The sequence below is a fragment of the Streptomyces sp. NBC_01426 genome (assembly GCF_036231985.1).
Taxonomy (GTDB): Bacteria; Actinomycetota; Actinomycetes; order Streptomycetales; family Streptomycetaceae; genus Streptomyces.
In genome coordinates this window covers 3026825-3051061 of the sequence record NZ_CP109500.1, presented here as the reverse complement: position 1 = coordinate 3051061, position 24237 = coordinate 3026825, and the positions used below count along the sequence as shown (strand labels likewise).

At 70.0% G+C, this 24237-nt stretch carries 17 protein-coding genes; 11 read left to right on the top strand and 6 right to left on the bottom strand.

The window, feature by feature from the left end:
* Positions 1-76: 76 nt before the first annotated feature.
* Positions 77-505, top strand: a complete 429-nt coding sequence (locus OG906_RS13185; RefSeq protein WP_267802748.1) for an ATP-binding protein — start codon at positions 77-79, stop codon at positions 503-505.
* Positions 506-654: 149 nt separating this feature from the next.
* Positions 655-3273 (top strand): SpoIIE family protein phosphatase, encoded by a 2619-nt coding sequence (locus tag OG906_RS13180; protein ID WP_402300372.1) that lies wholly within the window; start codon positions 655-657, stop codon positions 3271-3273.
* A gap of 81 nt (positions 3274-3354) precedes the next feature.
* Here OG906_RS13180 and OG906_RS13175 read toward each other — a convergent pair whose 3' ends face one another.
* From OG906_RS13175 to OG906_RS13150, 6 genes are all read right to left on the bottom strand, one after another.
* On the bottom strand, positions 3355-4074 hold the full coding sequence (locus tag OG906_RS13175) for a PspA/IM30 family protein (RefSeq protein ID WP_329442699.1): 720 nt from the start codon (positions 4072-4074) through the stop codon (positions 3355-3357).
* Positions 4075-4107: 33 nt separating this feature from the next.
* Complete coding sequence (locus OG906_RS13170) at positions 4108-6240, bottom strand: TPM domain-containing protein (RefSeq protein WP_402300368.1); 2133 nt, start codon at positions 6238-6240, stop codon at positions 4108-4110.
* 70 nt (positions 6241-6310) lie between these two features.
* Positions 6311-7084, bottom strand: a complete 774-nt coding sequence (locus OG906_RS13165; protein WP_329442697.1) for a succinate dehydrogenase/fumarate reductase iron-sulfur subunit — start codon at positions 7082-7084, stop codon at positions 6311-6313.
* On the bottom strand, positions 7081-8997 hold the full coding sequence (locus tag OG906_RS13160; protein ID WP_329442695.1) for a fumarate reductase/succinate dehydrogenase flavoprotein subunit: 1917 nt from the start codon (positions 8995-8997) through the stop codon (positions 7081-7083). Before OG906_RS13160 ends, OG906_RS13165 begins: the two co-directional genes overlap by 4 nt.
* 1 nt (position 8998) lies before the next feature.
* Positions 8999-9823, bottom strand: a complete 825-nt coding sequence (locus tag OG906_RS13155) for a hypothetical protein (RefSeq protein WP_329442693.1) — start codon at positions 9821-9823, stop codon at positions 8999-9001.
* A 122-nt stretch (positions 9824-9945) separates the two neighbouring features.
* Complete coding sequence (locus OG906_RS13150) at positions 9946-10173, bottom strand: hypothetical protein (RefSeq protein WP_329442691.1); 228 nt, start codon at positions 10171-10173, stop codon at positions 9946-9948.
* 355 nt (positions 10174-10528) lie between these two features.
* On the opposite strand from OG906_RS13150, the gene OG906_RS13145 reads away from it, so the two are divergent.
* The 9 genes from OG906_RS13145 (at position 10529) to OG906_RS13105 (ending at position 24187) form a co-directional block, all read left to right on the top strand.
* On the top strand, positions 10529-12934 hold the full coding sequence (locus tag OG906_RS13145; protein WP_329442689.1) for an ABC transporter family substrate-binding protein: 2406 nt from the start codon (positions 10529-10531) through the stop codon (positions 12932-12934).
* 370 nt (positions 12935-13304) lie between these two features.
* A complete protein-coding gene (gene typA / locus OG906_RS13140) occupies positions 13305-15209 on the top strand; it encodes a translational GTPase TypA (protein WP_267802375.1) in 1905 nt (634 codons plus the stop codon).
* A 446-nt stretch (positions 15210-15655) separates the two neighbouring features.
* Positions 15656-17275: a peptide ABC transporter substrate-binding protein gene (locus tag OG906_RS13135; protein ID WP_329442686.1), complete on the top strand. Its 1620-nt coding sequence runs from the start codon at positions 15656-15658 to the stop codon at positions 17273-17275.
* Between the two features lie 94 nt (positions 17276-17369).
* On the top strand, positions 17370-18314 hold the full coding sequence (locus tag OG906_RS13130) for an ABC transporter permease (protein ID WP_266949638.1): 945 nt from the start codon (positions 17370-17372) through the stop codon (positions 18312-18314).
* Positions 18307-19272, top strand: a complete 966-nt coding sequence (locus tag OG906_RS13125) for an ABC transporter permease (protein ID WP_267802377.1) — start codon at positions 18307-18309, stop codon at positions 19270-19272. Before OG906_RS13130 ends, OG906_RS13125 begins: the two co-directional genes overlap by 8 nt.
* A 13-nt stretch (positions 19273-19285) precedes the next feature.
* Positions 19286-20341 carry an ABC transporter ATP-binding protein gene (locus tag OG906_RS13120; RefSeq protein ID WP_266949642.1) on the top strand — a complete coding sequence of 352 codons (1056 nt, stop codon included), beginning with the start codon at positions 19286-19288 and terminating at the stop codon, positions 20339-20341.
* Positions 20334-21386, top strand: a complete 1053-nt coding sequence (locus tag OG906_RS13115; protein ID WP_329442680.1) for an ABC transporter ATP-binding protein — start codon at positions 20334-20336, stop codon at positions 21384-21386. The genes OG906_RS13120 and OG906_RS13115 overlap by 8 nt, the downstream gene beginning before the upstream one ends.
* A gap of 126 nt (positions 21387-21512) precedes the next feature.
* The gene (locus tag OG906_RS13110) at positions 21513-22451 is read left to right on the top strand and encodes a GNAT family N-acetyltransferase (RefSeq protein ID WP_329442678.1); all 939 of its coding nucleotides are present in this window, start codon (positions 21513-21515) and stop codon (positions 22449-22451) included.
* 107 nt (positions 22452-22558) lie between these two features.
* Positions 22559-24187, top strand: a complete 1629-nt coding sequence (locus OG906_RS13105) for a peptide ABC transporter substrate-binding protein (protein WP_267802381.1) — start codon at positions 22559-22561, stop codon at positions 24185-24187.
* The last annotated feature ends 50 nt before the right edge of the window (positions 24188-24237 follow it).

Sequence of the window (24237 nt, the reverse complement as noted above, 5' to 3'; positions counted from 1 at the left end):
GTATGTCGCTATTAATCCCCATCTCGTCCCCCTATCGTCCCTGCTGAACCCGACTGGGGTCGCCGCGGCCCGGGAAGTGATCGGCGTGATCGACACAGACGGTGAATGCGCCGAGTGGGCCTTTCCCGCCGAGCCCGGCAGCGTGCGCACCGCCCGTCACGCCGTGCGCGGCAAGCTCCGCGCCTGGGGTCTGGACTCCGTCGGCGACGTGACCGTCCTGCTGGTCAGCGAGCTGGTCACCAACTCCCTGCGCTACGCCTCCGGCCCCATCGGGGTCCGGCTCGAACGACGTGATTCGGCCGTCGAGGACGCGCCCGCGAGTCCGGCACTTCTCGTGGAGGTTTCCGATCCGCTTCCGGATCCACCCCGCGAACGGGTCGCGACGCCGGACGACGAGGGGGGTCGCGGACTGCACCTGGTGTCCGTCTCGGCGCAGCGTTGGGGGACCCGGCACGGGAAGTCGGGCAAGACTGTGTGGTTCGAGTTGGCACTTCCTGGTGAGTAACAAGGGGAAGGGTGGCCGGCGATCACCGGAGGTGGCTCGAAACAGTCGGGACCTTTTTGTGATCGTGAACGCCATGCGGGCCGGGGCCGTGGTGCTGAATACTTCGGTCATGGCCGGTCCGGTTGCGGTGAGCTGGAGGGGACGGTCGCGTGAGCGAGATACCTGCGCAGGCACATCAGGCCCGAGTGTCCGGGGCGACGTGGCACGACGCCCTGTGGCACAGCAGCCCGCCTGGCTCGATATATGACTACATAAAGGTCGCGTCCTTCTCGATCGGCCCGGACGGGCTCATCGATCAGTGGAGCCTGCGCGCCGAGGAACTGTTCGGGCTGACACCCGCCCAGGCGGTGGGCCGCGACCCGGTCGACGCCTTCATGCCGCCCGAGCTGCGGGCCGGGGGACACCGCAAGGTCGCGGAGATCCTCGACGGCGAGGAATGGACGGGCCTCATCCCCTTCCGGATCCCCGGCGGTGACGGCGCGCACGGCGTCGCCGAGATCTACGTGATGCCCACACGGACCGAGACCGCCGAACGGGCCGCGCTGTGCGTCGTCGTCGACGTGCGCGCGCTGCGACGCATCGAATCCGATCTGGCGGCCTCACAGGCGATATTCGGTCAATCTCCTTTCGGCTTCCTGCTCTTCGGTACCGACCTCACCGTGCAGCGCACCAACCGCCGCTTCGCGACCGTCTTCGGCGGCGCCGTCGAGGAACACCGCGGCCGCACCGTGCACGACTACCTCCCGGCGCACGAGGCCGACCGGATGTCCGACGCCCTGCGCCGCGTGCTGGAGACCGGTGAATCCGTCACCGACCTGCGGATCACCGGAGCCACCCCGCGCAGCCGGGACGACCGCCACTGGTCCATCAACCTCTACCGCGTCCACGGCGGCACCGGACGCCCCATCGGTGTCGCCGGCATCGGCATCGACGTCACCCGCCGGCACCTCGCCGCCCGCGAGGCCGCCGGTGTACGGCGCAACCTGGCCCTGCTCAACGAGGCCGGACACCGCATCGGGAACTCCCTGGACCTGGAGACCACCGCCCGGGAACTCCTCGACGTCACCGTCCCCGGCTTCTGCGACCTGGCTTCCGTCGACCTCTACCAGGGGCTGCTGCTCGGCGACGACGACCGTCCCGCCCGACCACAGGGCCCGGGGGTGCCCTCCCTGCCCGGGCAGGGCACCGGGCGGGCGCCGTCGGCGCCCCTGCGCCGGGTGGCGTTCGCCTCGGCCGTGTCCGACGCCCTGGGGTCGGGGTCGGGCGCGTCGGTCGCCGTGGGGGAGATCCACCGCTATCCGGCGGCCTCGCCCGGGGCGCTGGCCCTGCGGACGGCGCGCACGCGCCTCATCGAGGGCGGCGGCTCGGACGACCTGGTGCAGTCCACGCTGGTCGTGCCGCTGGTCGCGCACGACACCGTGGTCGGCCTGGCCCAGTTCTCCCGTACCAAGGGCAGCGAACCGTTCGGCGAACGGGACCGGGCGGTGGCCGTGGAACTGACCGCGCGGGCCGCCGTGTGCATCGACAACGCACGGCTGTACCGGCGCGAGCACGAACGGGCGCTGATACTGCAACGCAGCCTGCTGCCCCCCGGCGACCCGGAGGCGGCCGGCCTGGACATCGCCTGCCGCTACCTGCCCGGCAACGCGGCCACCGAGGTCGGCGGCGACTGGTTCGACGTCATCGAACTGCCCGGCCACCGCACCGCGCTGGTCGTCGGCGACGTCATGGGCCGCGGGCTCCGGGCCGCCGTGGCGATGGGCGAACTGCGCACCGCCGTACGGACCCTGGCCCTCCTGGACCTCGAACCGGCCGAGGTGCTCAGCGCCCTGGACGAGGTCGCACGCGGACTCGGGGCGCCCGGCGGATCCCAGCAGGCCTCCCGCGCCGCCCTGCACTCGCGGGACGCGGACCGCTCGGAGGTGTACCTGGCCACCTGCGTCTACGCCGTCTACGACCCGGTCACGCGGCGCTGCACCATCGCCAACGCCGGCCACATGCCGCCGGTGCTGGTGGAACCGGCCGAGGAGGGCGCGCCGCCGCGCCCCGGGCTGCTGCTGGAGATCCCCCCGGGGATGCCCCTGGGCGTCGGCGGCGAGCCCTTCGAGGAGGTGGAGATCGAACTCCCCGAGGGCGCCATGCTGGCCCTCTACACGGACGGACTCGTCGAGTCCCGGGACCATCCGCTGGAGGAGGGACTGCGGGGCTTGCGGGAGGCCGTCGCGGACCCGTCGCGGCCCCTGGAGGAGGTCTGCGACCACGTGCTCAACACACTGCACACCCGGCACGGGGAGGACGACATCGCGCTGTTGATGGCCCGGGTCCAGGGACTGCCCGTGGACGCGGTCGGCGACTGGCAGCTCCCGAGGGAGGCCCGCTCGGTGGGCCGCGCACGGGAACTCGCGCGGGCGAAGCTGCCCGCCTGGGGGCTGGAAGGGCTCCTCGACACCACGGAACTCCTCGTGAGCGAACTCGTCACGAACGCCCTGCGGTACGGGGAGGGGGAGATCCGGCTGCGGCTGCTGCTGGACCGCACCCTGGTCTGCGAGGTGTGGGACGCCAACCTCGCCCAGCCGCGCCGCCGTCGCGCCCGGGACACCGACGAGGGCGGGCGCGGTCTGCAACTGGTCGGCCTGCTGTCGGCCGGCTGGGGCACCCGCCGCACCCACCGCGGCAAGACGGTGTGGTTCGAGCTGCCCCTGCCGGGCGGCGGAAGCGGCGGGCCGGCGGAACTGTCCGCGGAACAGCTGCTGGGCATGTACGGCTGACCCGCGCCGGGGCCCGGGCCGCCCGGCCGGGCCCGGGCCGGCCGCCCCGCCCCGGGGCCGACAGGATCCGGAAGAGGCGGCCTAGGCCGCCCGGCCGGACTTGAGCGCGGCCAGGCGGGCCTCGATCTCCGAGGACGTGTCGAGGTCGTCCAGGGACTCGAACTGGGCGTCCAGCGAGGACGCGGCCAGTTCCTGCTTGCCCAGCGCCATGGCCTCCTCGCGCCGGACCTTGTCCTCGAACCGGTTCAGGTCACTGGTGGGGTCCATGACGTCGATGTTCTTCACCGCGTCCATCATCGTGTTCTGCGCCTGCGCGGTCTTGGCGCGGGCCACCAGCTCGTCGCGCTTCGACGTCAGCTCGGTCAGCTTGTTCCGCATCGAGTCCAGGCCGGACTTCAGCTTCGCGACGACCTCCGTCTGGGCGGCGATCGTCGGCTCCGCCGTCTTCGCCTCCTTCTCGGACTGCAACTGCCGGCCGAGCGCGACCTTGGCGAGGTTGTCGAACCGGTCCGCGTCGGCCGCCGATCCGCCGGCGCGCAGTTCGTCCGCCTTCCGGCTCGCCGCGAGCGCCTTGTCGCCCCACTCCGAGGCCGCCTCCACGTCCTCCTTGTGGTCCGCCTCCAGCATCCGCAGGTTGCCGATGGTGGTGGCGACGGCCTGCTCCGCCTCCGAGATGTTGTTCGTGTAGTCCCGGATCAGCTGGTCCAGCATCTTCTGCGGGTCCTCCGCCTGGTCCAGCAGCGCGTTGATGTTCGCCTTGGCGAGCTGGGTGACACGGCCGAGGATGGTCTGCTTGCTCATGTGCCTGTACTCCCGGGTAGAGGTGGGATGACGTCAGAAACGGCCGCCGCCGCCCATGCGACCGCGGGTGCCGCCGCCGCCGAAGGAGCCAGGCCCGCGGCCGCCGCCCCCGCCGAAGGACCCCCCGCCGCCCCCGAAACCGCCGCCGAAGCCTCCGCCCCGGTTCCGGCCGCCGCCGAGGATCTCGCCGAGGATGATCCCGCCGAGCACCGCGCCGCCCATGCCGCCCTGCCGCGGCCGGCCGGCGCCGCCGTACGGGTCCTGGTAGGCCCGTACGTCCTGTTCGGCGAGCTGCTGGGCCTGCCGCGCGAGCGAGTCCGCCTGCTGAGCCTCCGCCAGCGCGCCCGCCGGATCCGTGCCGGTCAGGGCGAGGGAGCGCTCCAGGTGCCGCTGCGCCTCCGCCAGCCTGGTCCGGGCCTGGCTGCCGACCGCGCCCCGACTCGTGGTGACGTAGTCCGCCGCCGCGCCGATGGCGCTGCGGGCCGACAGCAGCGCCTGCTCCAGCAGGCCCGCCGCCCGCTGCCGGCCGCTCTCCCGCTCACGGGCCCCCGCGAGGGCCTCGTCGAGGGCCGCGTCGGCCTCCTCGACCCGGCGCAACGCGTCGATCGGGTCGTACCGGCCGGCCGCCTGCTCCCGCCGCACGTCCGCCAGGACCGACTCGGCGCGACCGATCCGCCCGCTCAGGTCCGCCGTCGAGGTCCCCTGCGCGGTACCGCTCAGCAGACCGCGGGCGTCCGCGAGGTCCGTGTCGGTCTCGCTCAGCGCCACGGGCAGTTTCCCGGCCGCCTCCGCGAGTTCCCGCGCCCGCCGCTCCACCGCGTCCACCAGGGTCGTCGCCTGGTCGACGGCGCTCTCGGCGGCCCGGACGTGGACGGCGGCCCTGCCGTTGTCGCCGGCGTCGATCGCGGCCCGCGCCTCGCCGAGGCTGGTCGTCGCGAACAGCAGCCGGTCCTTGGCCTGTTCCGGGTTGGAGGCGACCGGGGCGGCCGCGGAGTCCGCGTAGCGACCCGTCAGCGCCGTCAGGGTGGCCACGGCCGTGGTCGTACGGCCGGTCAGCGCGCGGAAGTGCGCCTCGACGGTCTCCAGTGCCCGCGGGGCGTTCTTCTCCAGGTCCCGCAGCCGGTCGAAGTCCGCCGTCTCGGCGTCGAGCCGACGGTTCGCCTCCGTGCAGCGGGCCACGATCTCGTCCAGCATCCGGCGGCGGGTCGCGTCGTCCTCCGGGTAGGCGTCGTCCAGTTGCTGACGCAGTCGGAAGGCGTGCGTCAGCTCGCCCTTGGCGTACTCCACGGCCTCGGTGAAGGCCCCCACGGCCTCCTCGCCGAACTGCGCCGAGGCGAAACCGAGTTCCTCGGTGCTGGTGCGGACCGCGTCGTCGGTCTCCACCAGCAGCGCCTTCGCCCGCGCGTCGAGTTCCGGCAGGGCGAGGGGGGCCGCCGCACCGCCCTGACCGCCCCAGCCCGGCCCGGTCGTCGTCCCGCGCCCCGCGCCGGCGCCCTTGCCGCGCTTGCGGCGGCTGTACGCGTACGCGCCGAGCGCGCCCGCCGCGCCGACGGCGACCACCGGCAGGACGAAGTCCCCGGCGCCGTCACCGCTCGCGGACCCGCCCGGATCCGCCTCGCCGGGGGTGAGCGTGGGCACGGGCACGGGCAGGCCGCCCAGGACGGCGTTGTACCCGTTGGCCGCGCCGATCGCGGCGCCCGCCCAGTCGTTCTCCCGCAAGGCGGGCTCGATGGCGGTCCGCGCGACGCCGGCCAACTGCTGTTCGGTGAAGCCGGAGTCCACGTCGGCCGAATAGGCGTACTGCCGGTCGCCGGTCGCCACGGCCAACAGGACGTCGTTCTGACCGAGCCCGTTCTTCTGCGCCGTGGCGTCCGCCCAGCTCTGGGGGGAACGCCCGGAGAAGTCCCGGACGTACGTGACGAAGAGCTGGATCCTGCGGTCGGCGTACAGCTTGTCCAACGCGGACACGACGGCCGGCGCGCGGTCGCCCAGCGCCCCGACCCGGTCGGTGATCTGCCCCTGCTTGGACAGCGTCACGGGATCGTCGGCGCGGGCGGGCGGCGCCGACGACACCCCCCACCCGCCGACCGCCAGCAGCGCGGCGCAGAGCGCGAGTGCGGCCCGTACTGCCGGCCCGGCGGTGGTGCGTCTCTTCGACGGAGTCACATTTCGGAGCGTATGGGCGGTTTCCCACCCCCGCACCCGGAGTGATCACCGGATCGCACGCACGCGATCGCTACCGGGTCGAACGCCGGCCGATCTTGTTCCCGAGCCAGACCAGGGGATCGTAGGAGCGGTCCACCACGCGTTCCTTCAGGGGGATCAGCGCGTTGTCCGTGATCTTGATGCCCTCGGGGCAGACCTCCGTACAGCACTTGGTGATGTTGCAGTAGCCCAGCCCGTGCTCGTCCTGGGCCGCGCGCTTGCGGTCCAGTCCCGCCTCGGCGGCCGCGTCCAACGGGTGCATGTCCAGCTCCGCCACCCGCATGAGGAAGCGCGGACCGGCGAAGGAGGTCTTGTTCTCCTCGTGGTCCCGCACCACGTGACAGGTGTCCTGGCACAGGAAGCACTCGATGCACTTGCGGAACTCCTGCGAGCGCTCCACGTCCACCTGCCGCATCCGGTACGCGCCGGGCGCCACCCCCTCCGGCGGCACGAAGGCCGGCACCTCGCGCGCCTTCTCGTAGTTGAACGACACGTCCGTGACCAGGTCCCGGATCACCGGGAAGGCCCGCAGCGGGGTGACCGTGATCGTCTCCTCGCGGTCGAAGACGGACATGCGGGTCATGCACATCAGCCGCGGCCGGCCGTTGACCTCCGCGCTGCACGAGCCGCACTTGCCCGCCTTGCAGTTCCAGCGGACCGCGAGATCCGACGCCTGGGTGGCCTGGAGCCGGTGCACGATGTCCAGGACCACCTCCCCGTCGTGCACCTCCACCGTGAAGTCCCGCAGCTCCCCGCCCTCCGCGTCGCCCCGCCAGATCCGGAAGTGGGCGTCGTAGTCAGTCACTCGTAGAGCTCCTCTTCGGCGAGGTACTTGACCAGCTCGTCCTTCTCGAACAGGGCGAGCAGGTCGGGACGGATGGGTTCGGTGCGGACCCGCGTGAGCTCGATCCGGTCGGCCGCGGGATCGGCGGGCGCCGGGTCCACCGGCCGGCACAGCAGGTTCACCGGCCGCCAGTCCCGCTCCATCGCCGGGCAGTCCTCGCGGGTGTGCCCGCCGCGGCTCTCGGTGCGTTCCAGGGCCGCCCGGGCCACGCACTCGCTGACCAGCAGCATGTTCCGCAGGTCCAGCGCCAGGTGCCAGCCCGGGTTGAACTGCCGGTGGCCCTCGACCCCGGCGCGCGCCGCCCGCTCCCGCAGACCCGCGAGCCGCTCCAGGGCCTCGGCCATCTCGCCGGCCCGGCGGATGATCCCGACCAGGTCGTTCATGGTGGTCTGGAGCTCCTGGTGCAGCGTGTACGGGTTCTCCGCGCCCTCCGCGGCGTGGAACGGGGCCAGCGCCTCCTGCGCCGCCGCGTCGATCTCCGTCGGGGAGACGGCCGGGCGTTCGGCGGACGAGGCGGCGTGCGCCGCCGCGTGCAGCCCGGCCCGCCGACCGAAGACCAGCAGGTCGGACAGGGAGTTGCCGCCCAGCCGGTTCGAGCCGTGCATGCCGCCCGCGACCTCGCCGGCGGCGAACAGCCCCGGCACCCCCAGGGTGGCCGCGGTGTCGGACTCCACCGCGATCCCGCCCATCACGTAGTGACAGGTCGGGCCGACCTCCATCGCCTCGGCCGTGATGTCCACGTCCGCCAGCTCCTTGAACTGGTGGTACATCGACGGCAGCCGCCGCCTGATCCGCTCGGCGGGCATCCGGGTGGACACGTCCAGGAAGACCCCGCCGTGCGGGGAGCCGCGACCCGCCTTGACCTCGGAGTTGATGGCCCGCGCCACCTCGTCGCGGGGCAGCAGCTCGGGCGGGCGCCGGTTGTGGTCCGGGTCCTCGTACCAGCGGTCGCCCTCCTCCTCGGACTCCGCGTACTTCTCCTTGAAGACGTCCGGGACGTAGTCGAACATGAACCGCTTGCCCTCGCTGTTGCGCAGCACCCCGCCGTCGCCGCGCACCGACTCGGTGACGAGGATCCCCTTCACCGAGGGCGGCCAGACCATGCCCGTCGGGTGGAACTGCACGAACTCCATGTTCAGCAGCGGCGCGCCCGCGAGGAGGGCCAGCGCGTGGCCGTCGCCCGTGTACTCCCAGGAGTTCGAGGTGGTCTTGAAGGACTTCCCGATCCCGCCCGTGGCCAGCACCACGGCCGGCGCCTCCAGGACGAAGAAGCGGCCGCTCTCGCGCTCGTAGCAGAAGGTGCCCGAGACCCTCTCCCCGTCCTTCAGGCTGCGATCCTTCAACACGCGGGTGACCGTGCACTCCTGGAAGACCTTGAGCCGGGCCTCGTGGTCGCCGTGCTCCTTGAAGTCCTCCTGCTGGAGCTGGACGATCTTCTGCTGGAGGGTGCGGATCAGTTCCAGGCCGGTCCGGTCGCCGACGTGGGCGAGGCGCGGGTACTCGTGGCCACCGAAGTTGCGCTGGGAGATCCTCCCGTCGGGCGTCCGGTCGAACAGGGCGCCCCAGGTCTCCAACTCCCAGACCCGGTCAGGTGCTTCCTTCGCGTGCAGCTCGGCCATCCGCCACTGGTTGAGGAACTTGCCGCCGCGCAGGGTGTCGCGGAAGTGCACCTGCCAGTTGTCGCCCTCGTTCACGTTGCCCATGGAGGCGGCGATCCCGCCCTCCGCCATCACCGTGTGGGCCTTGCCGAAGAGGGACTTGCAGATCACGGCCGTACGGGCGCCCCGTTCGCGGGCCTCGATCGCGGCCCGCAACCCGGCGCCGCCCGCACCGACCACGACCACGTCCCACTGCTGTCGGTCGACTTGAGCCATGTCAGAAGATCCTCGGGTCGGTGAAGGCGCCGCCGGCGACCAGGTAGACGTAGAAATCGCACGCGGCGACGCTGATCAGCGAGGCCCACGCGAGCTGCATGTGACGGGTGTTGAGCCGGCTCACCCACCCCCAGATCCGGTAGCGCACCGGGTGCTTGGAGAAGTGCTTCAGCCGGCCGCCCATGATGTGCCGGCAGGAATGGCACGACAGGGTGTAGGCCCAGATCAGCACGATGTTGACCAGGAACAACAGCGTCCCGAGGCCCATGTGGCCCCACTCGTAACGGTCGTCGCGGAAGGTCAGCACGGTGTCGTAGGTGAGGATGCCCGCGACCGGCACCGCCGCGTAGAAGAAGTACCGGTGCACGTTCTGGAGGATCAGCGGGAAGCGGGTCTCCCCGGTGTACCTCGCGTGCGGCTCGGCGACGGCGCAGGCGGGCGGCGAGGCCCAGAAGCCCCGGTAGTAGGCCTTGCGGTAGTAGTAGCAGGTCAGCCGGAAGCCGAGCGGGAAGATCAGGATCAGCAGGGCGGGGGACAGGCCCCACCAGCTGCCGAGGAGGTCCGCGTTGGGGCCGCCGCGCATCGTCGCGCAGCTCTCCGCCAGACAGGGGGAGTAGAAGGGCGAGACGTACGGGGCCGCGTAGTAGTCGGCGTTCGAGAAGGCCCGCCACGTCGAGTAGACGATGAAGGCGAGCAGTCCCGCCGCGGTGCCGGCGGGCGACAGCCACCACCGGTCGGTCCGCAGATGTCGGGCGGCGATCGAAGCCCTGGTGGGCCCGTGGACCCCGCCGGTCCGCTGTCGGGATGGTTCCGTGCCTGTGGCCAAGGGGGACTCCGGGTGGAGTGATGAGGGAGTGATCGGTGCCACGGCGTGCGCCGGTGGTACGCGAGTGGTGCGAGGCGCGCATGCGGCGGGGAAAGCGCCGGGGTGGTGCCCAGCCGGGTCGGTCAGGGGGCGCGCCGGTCGCGGGCGCCGAGACCCTCGTCGTCGGTGTCCGTCCACAGCGTGCTGTCGTACGGCGCGTCGGGGATGGTCACCATCCGGGACGGGTCGGGGGCCGCGGGCCGAGGGCCCTGCGCATCCCGGCGCCCCGCCGTGCGCTCCAGCCGCTCGACCTTGCGGACGAGCTCGTCGAGGTCGCGTCGTACGGCGGTCAAATCATCGTGCAGGGACATGACTTGCCCTCACTTCCGCGGGTGCGGTGGCCGTGCTCACGGGCGCCTGAGAGTGTCGCCCCTCCCGTCCCCGGTTGTGAAGGCACGTGCACCGATTGCGGGCGCGAGGGCTTGATCCGTGCGCCCCCGCACCCCCGTCCCCGTCCCTCTTCCGGGGGAACGCGCGCTCGCGCCGCCGGGGCGATTGGTCCGCACGGGTGGGGTTCGCGGCGTGGCGAGGGTGTGGTGCGGGAGACCCGGGGGGCCGTGGATTTCAGTGGGCTTCGGCACCCAGTGTGATCAGCTCCATATACCGCCGAACGTGATCAAGTCCCCCCTGCTCACGCACCCACGCCCCGCCCCGGAGGTACCACCCATGACCCAGAGAAGGCGCAGGTCCTTGGCGCTCCTGACCTCGGGAGTCCTCGCACTGCCGCTGCTCGCGGGATGCGGCGCGGGTGAGGACGACGGCGGCCCGGCCGCCGCGGGCCAGGACATCGCGACGACCGCCCGCGACCGGGTCGTCGACGGCGGTGTCCTGCGCTGGGCCGTGGACAACCTCCCGGACACCCTGAACACCTTCCAGGCCGACGCCGACGCCGCCACCGGCCGCATCGCCGGGGCGGTGCTGCCCCAACTGTTCGTGATGGACGCCAAGGGGCGCCCGGTGGTCAACCCGGACTACCTGGAGAAGGCCGAGGTCACCGAGCGCGAGCCCAAGCAGGTCGTGCTGTACAAGCTGAACCAGCAGGCGGTGTGGAGCGACGGCCGGGAGATCGGGGCCGCCGACTTCGTGGCCCAGTGGAGGGCCCTGAACGGCAAGGACTCGGCGTACTGGACCGCCCGCAACGCCGGTTACGAGCGCATCGAGAAGATCGAGCGGGGCAAGACCGACCTGGAGGTCAAGGTCACCTTCGCCAAGCCGTACGCCGACTGGCGCTCCCTCTTCAGCCCGCTCTACCCGAAGCAGGTCACGGGCACCCCCGAGGCCTTCAACGAAGGCGCCCGCGGCGCCCTCAAGGTGACCGCCGGACCCTTCAACCTCGGGGCCGTCGACAAGAAGACCGGCACCGTGGCGCTCACCCGCAACGCCCGCTGGTGGGGCCGCCCCGCCAAGCTGGACACCCTGGTCCTCACGGCCGTCCCCCGCGCCGAACGCCCGGCCGCCCTGGCCGCCGGCCGCCTCGACATGGCGGAGATCGACCGCGCCGGCGCCGACCGGATCGCCCTCGCCCTGCGCGACGGCGGCCGGGCCTCGGGCGCCAAGGGCGCGCACGGCCCCGGCACCTCCGTGACGGCCGCCCAGGCCACCCTGTCCTGGGCGGTGGCGTACGGGCAGGACGAGAGCAAGGCCGCCGCCGAACAGGAGACCCGCCGCAAGGACGCGGAAGCGGTCAGGAAGTACGCCGACGAGCAGGCGGCCCTGCGCACCTTCACGGTCCGCAAGTCGCTGGAGCCCGCCTACACGCAGCTCGCGATGAACGGCTCCACCGGCCCCCTCGCCGACGAGCGGGTCCGACGCGCCGTGGCCCGCGCCCTGGACCGCAAGGCGCTGGCCGAGATCGTGCTGAAGCCGCTCGGCCTGCCCGCGAAGCCGGTGGGCAGCCACCTGGCGCTCGCCGGGCAGCGCGCGTACGCCGACAACAGCGACGCGCTCGGCGGCCAGGACACCCAGGCCGCCCAGGCCCTGCTCGCCGACGCCGGATGGCGCCAGGGCGGCAAGCTCACCGCGCCCCTCGGCACCAAGGCCGGCCCCGAGAGCGACAAGACGGCCGGGCAGGACGACGGCAAGACCCCCTCGGGCCCGGGCACCGGCAACGACGGCCTCTACATCGTCGGCCAGGACGACGGGAAGGCCGGCGACGCCAAGGCGCCGGCCCGCGCGCCCGGCGACCACGACGGCTCCGACGGCGACCACGACGAGGACCTCCCCGAGGGCCGGCTGCCGGACGGCGAGATCGTCGACGCGGACGCCTCCGCACCCGAGGCCCGCGAGGGGCGGCTCTCTTCGGCCCCGTTCGCGGCGGCGCAGGAGACGACGCTGCTCGGCCAGGCGCAGGCCCAGGCCCGGGCCCGGGAGGAAGCCGGGACCGAGGACCAGGCGCAGGACGACGGAAAGCGCGGCCCGACCCTCGACGGCGAGGAGGGCGAGGACGACAAGGAGCCCGCCAAGGCCAGCCCGGCCCCGGCCAAGCAGGCCCACACCTCGGGCAGCGTGCTCGCCAAGGACGGCAAGCCGCTCACCCTGCGCTTCGTCCTTCCCTCCGGCCCCGGCTCGGAGGCCCTGCGGGCGGTCGGCGAGCGGATCTCGCAGATGCTGCGCAAGCTCGGCGTGAACACCGAGCTGACCAAGGTGGCGGACGACAGCTTCTTCAAGGACCACATCGCCTCGGGCCAGTACGACCTGGCCCTGTACTCCTGGCCGGCGACGGCCTACCCGGCCACCGACGCCCGGCCCATCTTCGCGAAGCCGGAACCCGCCGCCGACGGGTCCCTCCTCGTCGAACAGAACTACACCCGGGTCGGCACGGACCACATCGACCAGCTCTTCGACCAGGCCGTCGGCGAACTGGACGAGGACCAGTCCCGCGAGCTGATGCGCAAGGCCGACGCCCGGATCTGGGCCGCGGCCGGCTCCGTCCCGCTGTACCAGCGCCCCGAGCTGGTCGCCGTCAAGCCGAATCTGGTCAACGCGGGCGCCTTCGGCCTCGGCGCCCCCCGCTTCCAGGACATCGGCTGGAAGAAGGCCGCCCCGGCCAAGGGCGACGAGAAGAAGAAGTAGGACGCGGGGAGAAGAAGTGGTGACAAAGGGGGGTTCGGCAGGTTGACCCACGGGTCACAAGCTCAGAAGTGACTCAAGTCCCTTGCCCGCCGGACACCCGGCGGGCAAGGTCGTTGATACCCGTTGACCCGCGTGAACACCCTGTAGACCTGCGTGAATCCCCAGTGGACACAGGCGTCTGGCGCGACCGAGACACCCCACCTCATCCTCGGTCCCGCTCAGTCGTCCGGCCTCTTGACAGACCCCCCGGCAGCCGGTTCCCGCCATCCGACGTACGATGGGGTAAGGCCGTGGCAGGTTTTCCGCCCGGTCGAGGCTCGCGTGCCGGACCGTACGCGCCGCCATCCACGATCCCGGGAGAAGCGCCGAAGTGCCCACGCGCCACGACATCCGTAACGTCGCCATCGTCGCCCACGTCGACCATGGCAAGACGACCATCGTCGATGCCATGCTCAAGCAGGCCGGTGCCTTCGCCGCCCACCAGCACCTCGACGACCGCATGATGGACTCGAACGACCTGGAGCGTGAGAAGGGCATCACGATCCTCGCCAAGAACACGGCGGTGAAGTACCACCCCAAGGACGGCGGGGCGCCCATCACGATCAACATCATCGACACCCCCGGCCACGCCGACTTCGGTGGTGAGGTCGAGCGCGGTCTGTCGATGGTGGACGCGGTCGTCCTGCTGGTGGACGCGTCGGAGGGCCCGCTGCCCCAGACCCGCTTCGTGCTGCGCAAGGCGCTGCAGGCGAAGATGCCGGTCATCCTCTGCATCAACAAGACGGACCGTCCGGACTCGCGGATCGACGAGGTCGTCAACGAGACGTACGACCTCTTCCTCGACCTGGACGCCGACGAGGAGCAGATCGAGTTCCCGATCGTCTACGCCTGCGGCCGTGACGGCGTCGCCTCGCTGACCAAGCCCGAGGACGGCACCGTCCCCGCGGACAGCGACAGCCTGGAGCCGTTCTTCTCCACCATCCTGGAGCACGTCCCCGCCCCGGTGTTCGACGAGGAGGCCCCCCTCCAGGCCCACGTCACCAACCTGGACGCCGACAACTTCCTCGGCCGCATCGCCCTGGTGCGCGTCGAGCAGGGCGAGCTCCGCAAGGGTCAGACCGTCGCCTGGATCAAGCGTGACGGCACCATCTCCAACGTCCGCATCACCGAGCTGATGATGACCGAGGCGCTCACCCGCAAGCCGGCCGAGGTGGCGGGCCCGGGTGACATCTGCGCCGTCGCCGGTTTCCCCGACATCATGATCGGCGAGACCCTCGCCGACCCGGAGAACCCGATCGCGCTCCCGCTGATCTCGGTCGACGAGCCGGCGATCTCCATGACCATCGGCACGAACACCTCCCCGATGGTCGGCCGCGGCGGCAGCGGCAAGGGCGCGGACGCCAAGTCCGCGGTCAAGGACCGCAAGGTCACCGCCCGCCAGGTCAAGGACCGCCTCGACCGCGAGCTGATCGGCAACGTCTCGCTCCGCGTCCTCGACACCGAGCGCCCCGACGCCTGGGAGGTCCAGGGCCGCGGTGAGCTCGCGCTGGCCATCCTGGTCGAGCAGATGCGCCGCGAGGGCTTCGAGCTGACCATCGGCAAGCCGCAGGTCGTCACGCAGGAGATCGACGGCAAGGTGCACGAGCCGGTCGAGCGCATGACGGTCGACGTCCCCGAGGAGCACATGGGCGCGGTCACGCAGCTCATGGGCGTCCGCAAGGGCCGCATGGACAACATGTCGAACCACGGCTCCGGCTGGGTCCGCATGGAGTTCGTCGTCCCGTCACGCGGTCTCATCGGCTTCCGTACCGAGTTCCTGACCGGTACGCGCGGCACCGGCATCGCGCACTCGATCCACGAGGGCCACGAGCCGTGGTTCGGCCAGCTGGTGACCCGTAACAACGGTTCCCTGGTCGCCGACCGCGCCGGCTCCGTGACGCCGTTCGCGATGATCAACCTCCAGGAGCGCGGTGTCCTGTTCACCGAGCCCGGCACCGAGGTGTACGAGGGCATGATCGTCGGTGAGAACTCGCGCTCCGACGACATGGACGTGAACATCACCAAGGAGAAGAAGCTCACCAACATGCGTGCGGCTTCGGCGGACAACACCGAGAACGTGGTGCCGCCCCGCAAGCTCTCCCTGGAGCAGTCCCTGGAGTTCTGCCGCGACGACGAGTGCGTCGAGGTGACCCCGGAGGCCGTCCGCATCCGCAAGGTCGTCCTGGACCAGAAGGAGCGCTCGCGCACCGCTTCGCGCGCCAAGTCCGGCAAGTAGGCACGCAGTACCAGGGCTTGTCGGCCGCCGCTCCGCGGCCGGCCGAAACTCGTCCTGTGGCACGGCCCCGCCCCTCACGGATCATCGTGAGGGGCGGGGCCGTTCGCGTTTGTCAACCGGATTGTTTCGTTCTGGTGTCCGGATACCGATCGTGACACTCCGGATGATGAGCTAACCGTCCGTTTCGCACGTGTCTGTCTCCTATCTGTTTGTCCGGATTTCGGGTTTTCGCCATGCGGTGATGTTGTGAAAACGAGACCACTTAAGTGTGGTTTACGGTCTGGCAGTCCCCGAGGATGGCTCCATTGAGCTCGGGTCAATGGGTCACACGCTGTGGGGAGCGTCGACTCACGAGCACACACGATGGGACCGGATTTCGCTGTCAGGGGTGTCAGCGAGCCGGGTCCTTCACGAATCGACAGTGACTCCTGAGGAGGCAATTACCCATGCGCGGAGCAACGAGCGCCAAGTGGGTCGCGGGTGCCGTCATCGTGGCGATGGCTGCCACGGCTTGCAGCACCAGCAAGGACAACGCAGGCGAGGGTGGCGGCAACATCACCGTGCAGCTTGGTGAGCCGCAGCACGGCCTGGTCGGTCAGAACACCGCCGAGTCCGAAGGTGCCGAGGTTCTCAACGCGCTCTTCACCGGTCTGGTCAAGTACGACAACAAGACCAACGAGCCGAAGCTCGCGGTCGCCGAGTCCATCGAGACCACGGACTCGAAGACCTGGACGATCAAGATCAAGGACGGCTACACCTTCCACAACGGCGAGAAGGTCGACGCCCAGTCGTTCGTCCGCGCCTGGAACTGGGGTGCCAACCAGGACAACGCCGCCGAGGGCCTGCCCTTCTTCTCGAAGATCGACGGTTCCGACGAGCTGGCCCCGGGCAAGGACAAGAAGCCCACCGCCAAGGAGCTCAAGGGCCTCAAGGTCGTCAGCGAGAACACCTTCACCGTCACGCTGAAGGAGTCCTTCTCCCAGTTCAAGACGATGCTGGGCTACAACGCCTTCTACCCGCTGCCGAAGGCCTTCGAGGCCGACCCGAAGAAGTTCGGCGAGGCCCCCATCGGCAACGGTGCCTTCCAGATGGACGGCGTCTGGGACCACAACAAGCAGATCAAGGTCAAGCGGTACGACAAGTACCCGGCCGAGGGTCGCGCCAAGCTGTCCGGCGTCACCTTCAAGATCTACGACAACCTGGACACGGCGTACAACGACCTGCGCGCCGACAACATCCAGATCCTGGACAAGCTCCCCATCTCGGCGATGGCCACCGTCTCCCAGGAGTTCGGCGAGCGCTACATCTACAAGCCGGAGTCCGGTGTCGGCTACGTCGGCCTGCCGCTCGAGCAGAACCCCGAGACCTTCGGCAAGCTGGAGATCCGTCAGGCGATCTCCATGGCCATCGACCGGGACGCCATCGGCAAGAGCATCTTCAACGGCACCCGCAAGCCGGCCGACGACTTCATCAGCCCGATCGTCCCCGGCTACCGCAAGGGCGCGCTCGGCGAGTTCGGCACGTACAACCCGGCCAAGGCGAAGGAGATCTTCGAGAAGGCCGGCGGCATCCCGGGCAACAAGATGGAGCTCGGCTACAACGCCGACGGCGGCCACAAGGAGTGGATCGAGGCCGTCGCGAACCAGCTGAAGCAGAACCTCGGCATCGAGGTCACCGCCAAGCCGTACGCCAAGTTCGGCGACATGCTGGACGACCTGGGCGCCTCGAAGTACAAGGGCGCGTTCCGCATGGCGTGGTCCATGGACTACCCGGCGGCCGAGAACTACCTCCGTCCGATCTTCTCGAAGGTCGCGATCGAGAACGGCTCCAACTACGGCCACTACAAGAACGACGAGTTCGAGGCCGTCATGAAGCAGGCGGACGAGGCGAAGGACCCCGCTGAGGGTCTGAAGCTGTACCAGAAGGCCGATGACATCATCATCCGCGACCTTCCGTACATCCCCGTCTTCACGTACATGTCTTCTTCGGCCTACTCCAAGTCCGTGAAGAACGTCGAGGTCGACGCCCAGGGCCGCATGGACCTGGCGAACGTCGAACTCAGCTGACACCCCTCTTCACCAAGGGGACTGCGGGGGCGGGCAGGCGGAATCAGGTTTCCGCCCGCCCGCCCTTTCCCCCTGTTCTTCCGTTGGAGGTCTGATGGGCCGCTACCTCATCCGCCGACTCGTACAGGCGATCCCTGTACTGCTCGGTGCCACGTTCCTCATCTATTGGCTGGCTTTCAAGCTCCCCGGTGACCCGATCCAGGCACTGGCCGGAGAGAAGAAGGCCGACCCGATCGTCGCGGCGATGCTTCGCGAGAAGTACCACCTCAACGACTCGTTCCTGTCCCAGTACTGGAACTACATAACCAACCTGTTCCAGGGCAACTTCGGCGAGACGCTCACCGGGCGTTCCGTCTGGGACAAGATCACCGAAGCCTTCCCCTACACGATGAACCTCGCGATCATCGCGTTCCTCATCGAGGCCGTCGTCGGCGTGCTCGCCGGCATCATGGCCGCGCTGCGCCGGGGCAAGTTCCTCGACCAGCTCGTCCTGCTCTCGACGCTGCTCGTGATCTCGATCCCGGTCTTCGTGAGTGGGTTCATCCTTCAGCTGACCTTGGGCGTCCAGCTCAAGAAGAGCTGGGGCATCGACTTCTTCTCCGTCTCCTTCAACGAGAACGACGGCATCCGCGCCTACCTCCTCCCGGCGCTGGTACTCGCCTCGACCTCGCTCGCGTACGTGGCCCGACTGACCCGTACGTCGATGATGGAGACGATGCGCGCCGACTACGTGCGCACCGCGACCGCGAAGGGCTTGCCCCGTCGCCGCGTCGTCGGCAACCACGCGCTGCGCAACGCGCTCATCCCGATCGTCACCTTCCTCGGCGCCGACCTCGGAGCCCTGATGGGCGGAGCGGTCATCACCGAGAAGATCTTCAACATCCACGGGATCGGCGGCCTGTTGGCCGAATCGGTGTACCGCAAGGAGGGCACCGTGATCGTGGGCGTCGTCTCGCTCCTGATCATCGTGTACCTCGTCGCCAACCTGATCGTGGACCTGCTCTACGCAGTGCTCGACCCGAGGATCCGCTATGCGTGACACAACTACGGTGGGGGATGAGTTGACCGACACCCAGACCGCCGAAGCCCCCTCCGCGAGCGGCCCGGTCACCAGGAACAACCGCAAGAAGACGAAGAAGGAGCGCGAGGCCAGTCTCTGGTCGGACGCCGTCTCGGACCTGCGCCGCAACCCGATCTTCCTGGTCGGCGGCGCGCTGGTCCTCGTCCTGCTCGTGCTCGCCGCCGTGCCCCAGTGGTTCACGTCCGGCAGCCCGTTCGACGCGGCCGCCTGCAACCTCTCGGACTCCCTGAAGAAGCCCAGCAGCGCCAACTGGTTCGGCTTCGACGTCCAGGGCTGTGACGTCTACACGCGTACGATCTGGGCCGCGCGCAACTCGATCATCGTCGGTGTGGTCACGACCACCCTGGTGCTCGTCGTCGGCGGCGCGCTCGGTCTGATCGCCGGCTGGGTCGGCGGTCTCCTCGACAGCGCCCTGTCCCGGTTCACCGAGATCTTCTTCGCCATCCCGCTGCTCCTCGGCGGCATGCTGATCATGTCGGGTCTCGGCAAGGGCAACGCCTGGACGGTCTCCATCGTGCTGGCCACCCTCGGCTGGCCGCAGATCTTCCGCATCATGCGCTCGTCGGTGCTCCAGAACAAGAACAACGACTACGTCGTCGCCGCCCGCGCGCTGGGTGCCGGCACGCTGCGCATCACGATGCGGCACATCCTGCCGAACGCCGTCGCCCCCGTCATCGTGGTCGGCGCGATCAGCCTCGGTGTGTACATCGGTGCCGAGTCCGCGCTGTCCTACCTCGGCATCGGTGTCCAGCCGCCCGGCATCTCCTGGGGCCTGATGGTCAGTGACGCTTCCGTCCGCTGGCTGCAGGCACCTCACGTGCTCCTCTTCCCGGCCGTCGCGCTGAGCATCACCGTGCTCGCGTTCATCATGGTCGGCGACGCGGTGCGCGACGCCCTCGACCCGAAGCTGCGCTGAGGAAGGGCGTACGTTGACCATCATCGACAAGACCTCGAACGTCCCCGCGCCCCGATCGGCGCCGGAGGGCACCCCCCTTCTCGAAGTGCGCGACCTGCACGTCGAGTTCCACACCCGCGACGGTGTCGCCAAGGCCGTGAACGGTGTCTCGTACTCCGTGAACGCGGGCGAGACCCTCGCCGTCCTCGGCGAGTCCGGCTCCGGCAAGTCCGTGACGGCGCAGGCCATCATGGGCATCCTGGACATGCCCCCGGGCAAGATCCCGCACGGCGAGATCCTGTTCCAGGGCACCGACCTGCTGAAGCTGCCCGCCGAGGAGTTCCGCAAGGTCCGCGGCCAGAAGATCGCCATGATCTTCCAGGACGCGCTGTCCTCGCTGAACCCGGTGCACACCGTCGGCGCCCAGCTCGGCGAGATGTTCCGCGTCCACCGCGGGATGTCCAAGAAGGACGCCACGGCCAAGGCCGTCGAGCTCATGGACCGGGTCAAGATCCCCGCCGCCAAGGCGCGCGTGGGCGACTACCCGCACCAGTTCTCCGGCGGCATGCGCCAGCGCATCATGATCGCCATGGCGATGGCCCTGGAGCCCGACCTGATCATCGCCGACGAGCCCACCACGGCTCTCGACGTGACGGTCCAGGCCCAGGTCATGGACCTGCTCGCGGAACTCCAGCGCGAGATGAACATGGGCCTCATCCTGATCACCCACGACCTCGGCGTCGTCGCCGACGTCGCGGACAAGATCGCCGTCATGTACGGCGGTCGGATCGTGGAGAACGCCCCGGTCCACGAGATCTACAAGCGTCCGGCGCACCCGTACACCCGCGGCCTGCTGGACTCGATCCCGCGCCTGGACCAGAAGGGCCAGGAGCTCTACGCGATCAAGGGCCTCCCGCCCAACCTGCTGAACATCCCCTCGGGCTGCGCCTTCAACCCGCGTTGCCCCAAGGCGCAGGACATCTGCCGCACCGAGGTACCGACCCTGCAGCAGGTGACCGAGCAGGACGGCGCCGTGCTGCCCGGCCGCGGCAGCGCGTGCCACTTCTGGAAGGAGCAGATCCATGGCTGAGCTCACCAAGAACGCCCCCGAGCGCGAGCCGATCCTCCAGGTGCGCAACCTGGTCAAGCACTTCCCGCTGACCCAGGGCATCCTGTTCAAGAAGCAGGTCGGAGCGGTCAAGGCCGTGGACGGGGTCTCCTTCGACCTCTACCGTGGCGAGACCCTCGGCATCGTCGGCGAGTCCGGCTGTGGCAAGTCCACCGTCGCCAAGCTCCTGATGAACCTGGAGAAGGCCACCGCGGGCGAGGTCTTCTACAAGGGCCAGGACATCACCAGGCTGTCCGGGCGCGCCCTGAAGGCCGTCCGACGCAACATCCAGATGGTGTTCCAGGACCCGTACACCTCGCTGAACCCGCGCATGACGGTCGGCGACATCATCGGGGAGCCCTTCGACATCCACCCCGAGGTGGCCCCGAAGGGCGACCGGCGCCGCAAGGTCCAGGAACTCCTGGACGTCGTGGGCCTCAACCCGGAGTACATCAACCGGTACCCGCACCAGTTCTCCGGCGGTCAGCGCCAGCGCATCGGCATCGCCCGCGGCCTCGCGCTCAACCCGGAGATCATCATCTGCGACGAGCCGGTCTCCGCGCTCGACGTGTCGGTGCAGGCGCAGGTCATCAACCTGATGGAGAGGCTCCAGGACGAGTTCAACCTGTCCTACGTCTTCATCGCGCACGACCTGTCGATCGTCCGGCACATCTCGGACCGCGTGGGCGTCATGTACCTCGGCAAGATGGCCGAGATCGGCAGCGACGGCCAGATCTACGAGCACCCGACGCACCCCTACACCCAGGCGCTGCTGTCGGCCGTCCCGGTCCCCGACCCGGACGCCCGCGAGGGTCGCGAGCGGATCATCCTCACCGGCGACGTCCCGTCCCCGGCCAACCCGCCGTCGGGCTGCCGCTTCCGCACCCGCTGCTGGAAGGCCCAGGAGAAGTGCGCCACCGAGGAGCCGCTGCTGGCGATCCCGGAGCGCTTCAAGGGCCTGGACACGCTGGCCGCGCACGAGTCGGCGTGCCACTTCGCGGAGGAGAAGGCCGTCCTGGCCGTCTGATCTCCCGCGGGACGCAGGTCTGTTCAGGGCGCCCGGTACCGGATCCTTCCGGTACCGGGCGCCCTGACGTGTGGTGGGCACGGAAGTCGGTTGCCTTCGGGGCCCGCCGCCGCCGACAGTGGGCCGATGACCGACATGCTGACCGTCCGACCCGCCGGGCCCGGGGACGCGTCCGACATCTGCGCTCTGCTCAACGCCGTCGACGTCATCGAGATCGGCAGACCGGAAACGGACCTCGGCACGGTCAAGGCCGACCTGCACCACCCCGGCGTGGACCTGGCGAGGGACTCCTGGTGTGCTTTCCGGGCCGGCCGGCTCGTCGCCTACGCGCTGGTCTGGGCCGACGCCGCACCGGGTCGGGTCGACGGCGACCACTACGTGCTGCCGGGCGAGCCCGAGGCCGCCGTACGGCTCCTGGAGCTGATGGAGGTCCGGGCCCGCCGGCTGGCCGGCGCGACCCGCGCCGCCGCGCTGCGGCTCCAGCTCAACGTGAAGCCCACCCTCGACCCGGGTCTCCTGACCCGCCGCGGCTACCGCTCCGTACGCCGCTACCAGGTGATGACCCGTCGGCTCGACGCCGCCCGCGACCGGGCGCCGCGGCCCCCGGGCGGGCTGACCCTGCGTCACTGCGCCGCCGACGCGGCCGACCCCCGCCGGGCCCACGCCCTGGTCGAGGAGACGTTCGCGACGCACTACGGGCACGTGCGGCGCGCCTACGAACCCTGGCTCGACCACCTCGACGCCCGTCGGCTCGACTGGTCCCTGGTCTGGATCGCCGCCCTGCCCGAGCGGGGCGACGTGGCCGTCCTGCTCACCCGCGACGACCGCATCAGCATGGGCTGGATCAGCCACATCGGCGTGCGCGAGGACGTCCGCGGCCGGGGCATCGGCGGTTTCCTGCTGCGCCGCGCCTTCGCCGCCTACGCCGAACGAGGCCGGGACACCGTGGGACTGGGCGTGGACACCCACAACGAGAGCGGCGCACTGGCGCTGTACGAGGCGCACGGAATGGGCCTGCACTACGCCGTGGACACATGGGAGCTGCCTTTGCACTCGCAGGGGTGACAGGCGGGTGACGCGAGGGTGCAATCGGTCCAACCGGAGGTGTATGGGACCCCTCATAGGGTGACATTGGCCCCTAAGTGAGACTTGGGATCCCTAGGAGGCACTCCATGCGCGGAGCCACCCACGCCAAGTGGGCCGCTTGTGCGGTGGCCGTCGCCCTCGCGGCGACGGCCTGCGGCGGCGGCGGAAGCGACGGCGGCGGAGGCGAGGCGGGGATCGTCAGCTCCTCGTGGGGTGACCCGCAGAACCCGCTGGAGCCCGCCAACACCAACGAGGTGCAGGGCGGCAAGGTCCTCGACATGATCTTCCGGGGCCTCAAGCGCTACGACCCGAAGACCGGCGCCGCCGTCAACATGGTCGCCGAGAAGATCGACACGACGGACAGTCAGAACTTCACGATCACCCTGAAGGACGGCTGGAAGTTCAGCAACGACGAGCCGGTCACCGCGCAGTCCTTCGTCGACGCCTGGAACTACGCGGCCGACGTGCGCAACAAGCAGAACAACTCGCCGTTCTTCTCCGACATCGTCGGCTACGAGAACCTGCACCCGACCTCCGGCGAACCCAAGGCCAAGACGATGTCCGGACTGGTCGTCAAGGACGCCAAGACCTTCACGGTCGCCCTGAAGTCGAAGTTCTCCACCTGGCCCGAGACCCTCGGCTACCAGGCGTTCTCCCCGCTGCCCAAGGCCTTCTTCACCGACCACACCGGCTGGCTCTCCAAGCCGATCGGCAACGGCCCCTACACGGTGGACTCGTACACCAAGGGCACCGCGATGAACCTGCGCAAGTGGGACGGGTACACCGGTGAGGACAAGGCGCAGAACGGCGGAGTGGACCTCAAGGTCTACACCGACAACAACACCGCCTACACGGACCTGATCTCCGGGAACCTCGACCTGGTCGACGACATCCCCGCGCAGCAGCTGAAGAACGTCGCCAACGACCTCGGCGACCGGTACATCAACCAGCCCGCGCTGATCATCCAGACCCTCACCTTCCCGCTGTACGACCCGCAGTGGGGCAAGGAGGGCACGGAGAAGGTCCGCCGGGGCATCTCGATGGCGATCAACCGCGACGAGATCACCAAGCAGATCTTCCGTGACACCCGCACCCCGGCCAAGGACTGGACCTCCCCGGCCCTCGGCGAGGACGGCGGTTTCAACGCCACCCTCTGCGGCGACGCCTGCGTCTTCAACCCCACCGAGGCCAAGAAGCTCATCCAGGAGGGCGGCGGCCTGCCCGGCGGCAAGATGACGCTCACCTCCAACGTGGACACCGGTTCGCACCGCGACTGGATGGACGCCGTCTGCAACAGCATCAACAACGCCCTCGGCGAGGGCCCGGTCTGCACGGTCAACCCGGTCGGCACCTTCGCGGACTTCCGCAACCAGCAGAGCGCCTTCAAGCTCACCGGCCCCTTCCGCTCGGGCTGGCAGGCCGACTACCCGCTCATCCAGAACTTCCTGGAGCCGCTGTACTACACCGGCGCCTCCTCCAACTACGGGAAGTTCTCCAACCCGGAGTTCGACAAGCTCGTCGACCAGGCCAACCAGGAGAGCGACACGGCCAAGGCCACGGCGACCTTCCAGGACGCCGAGAAGATCCTCGCCGAGCAGATGCCCGCCATCCCGCTCTGGTACCAGAACGGCAGCGCCGGCCACTCCGAGCGGATCTCCGACGTGGCCCTCAACCAGTTCAGCGTCCCGGTCTACAACGCGATCAAGGTCAGCTGACCCCCACACGGATCCCGCGCCTTCCGGCACCCCCTCGGTGCCGGAAGGCC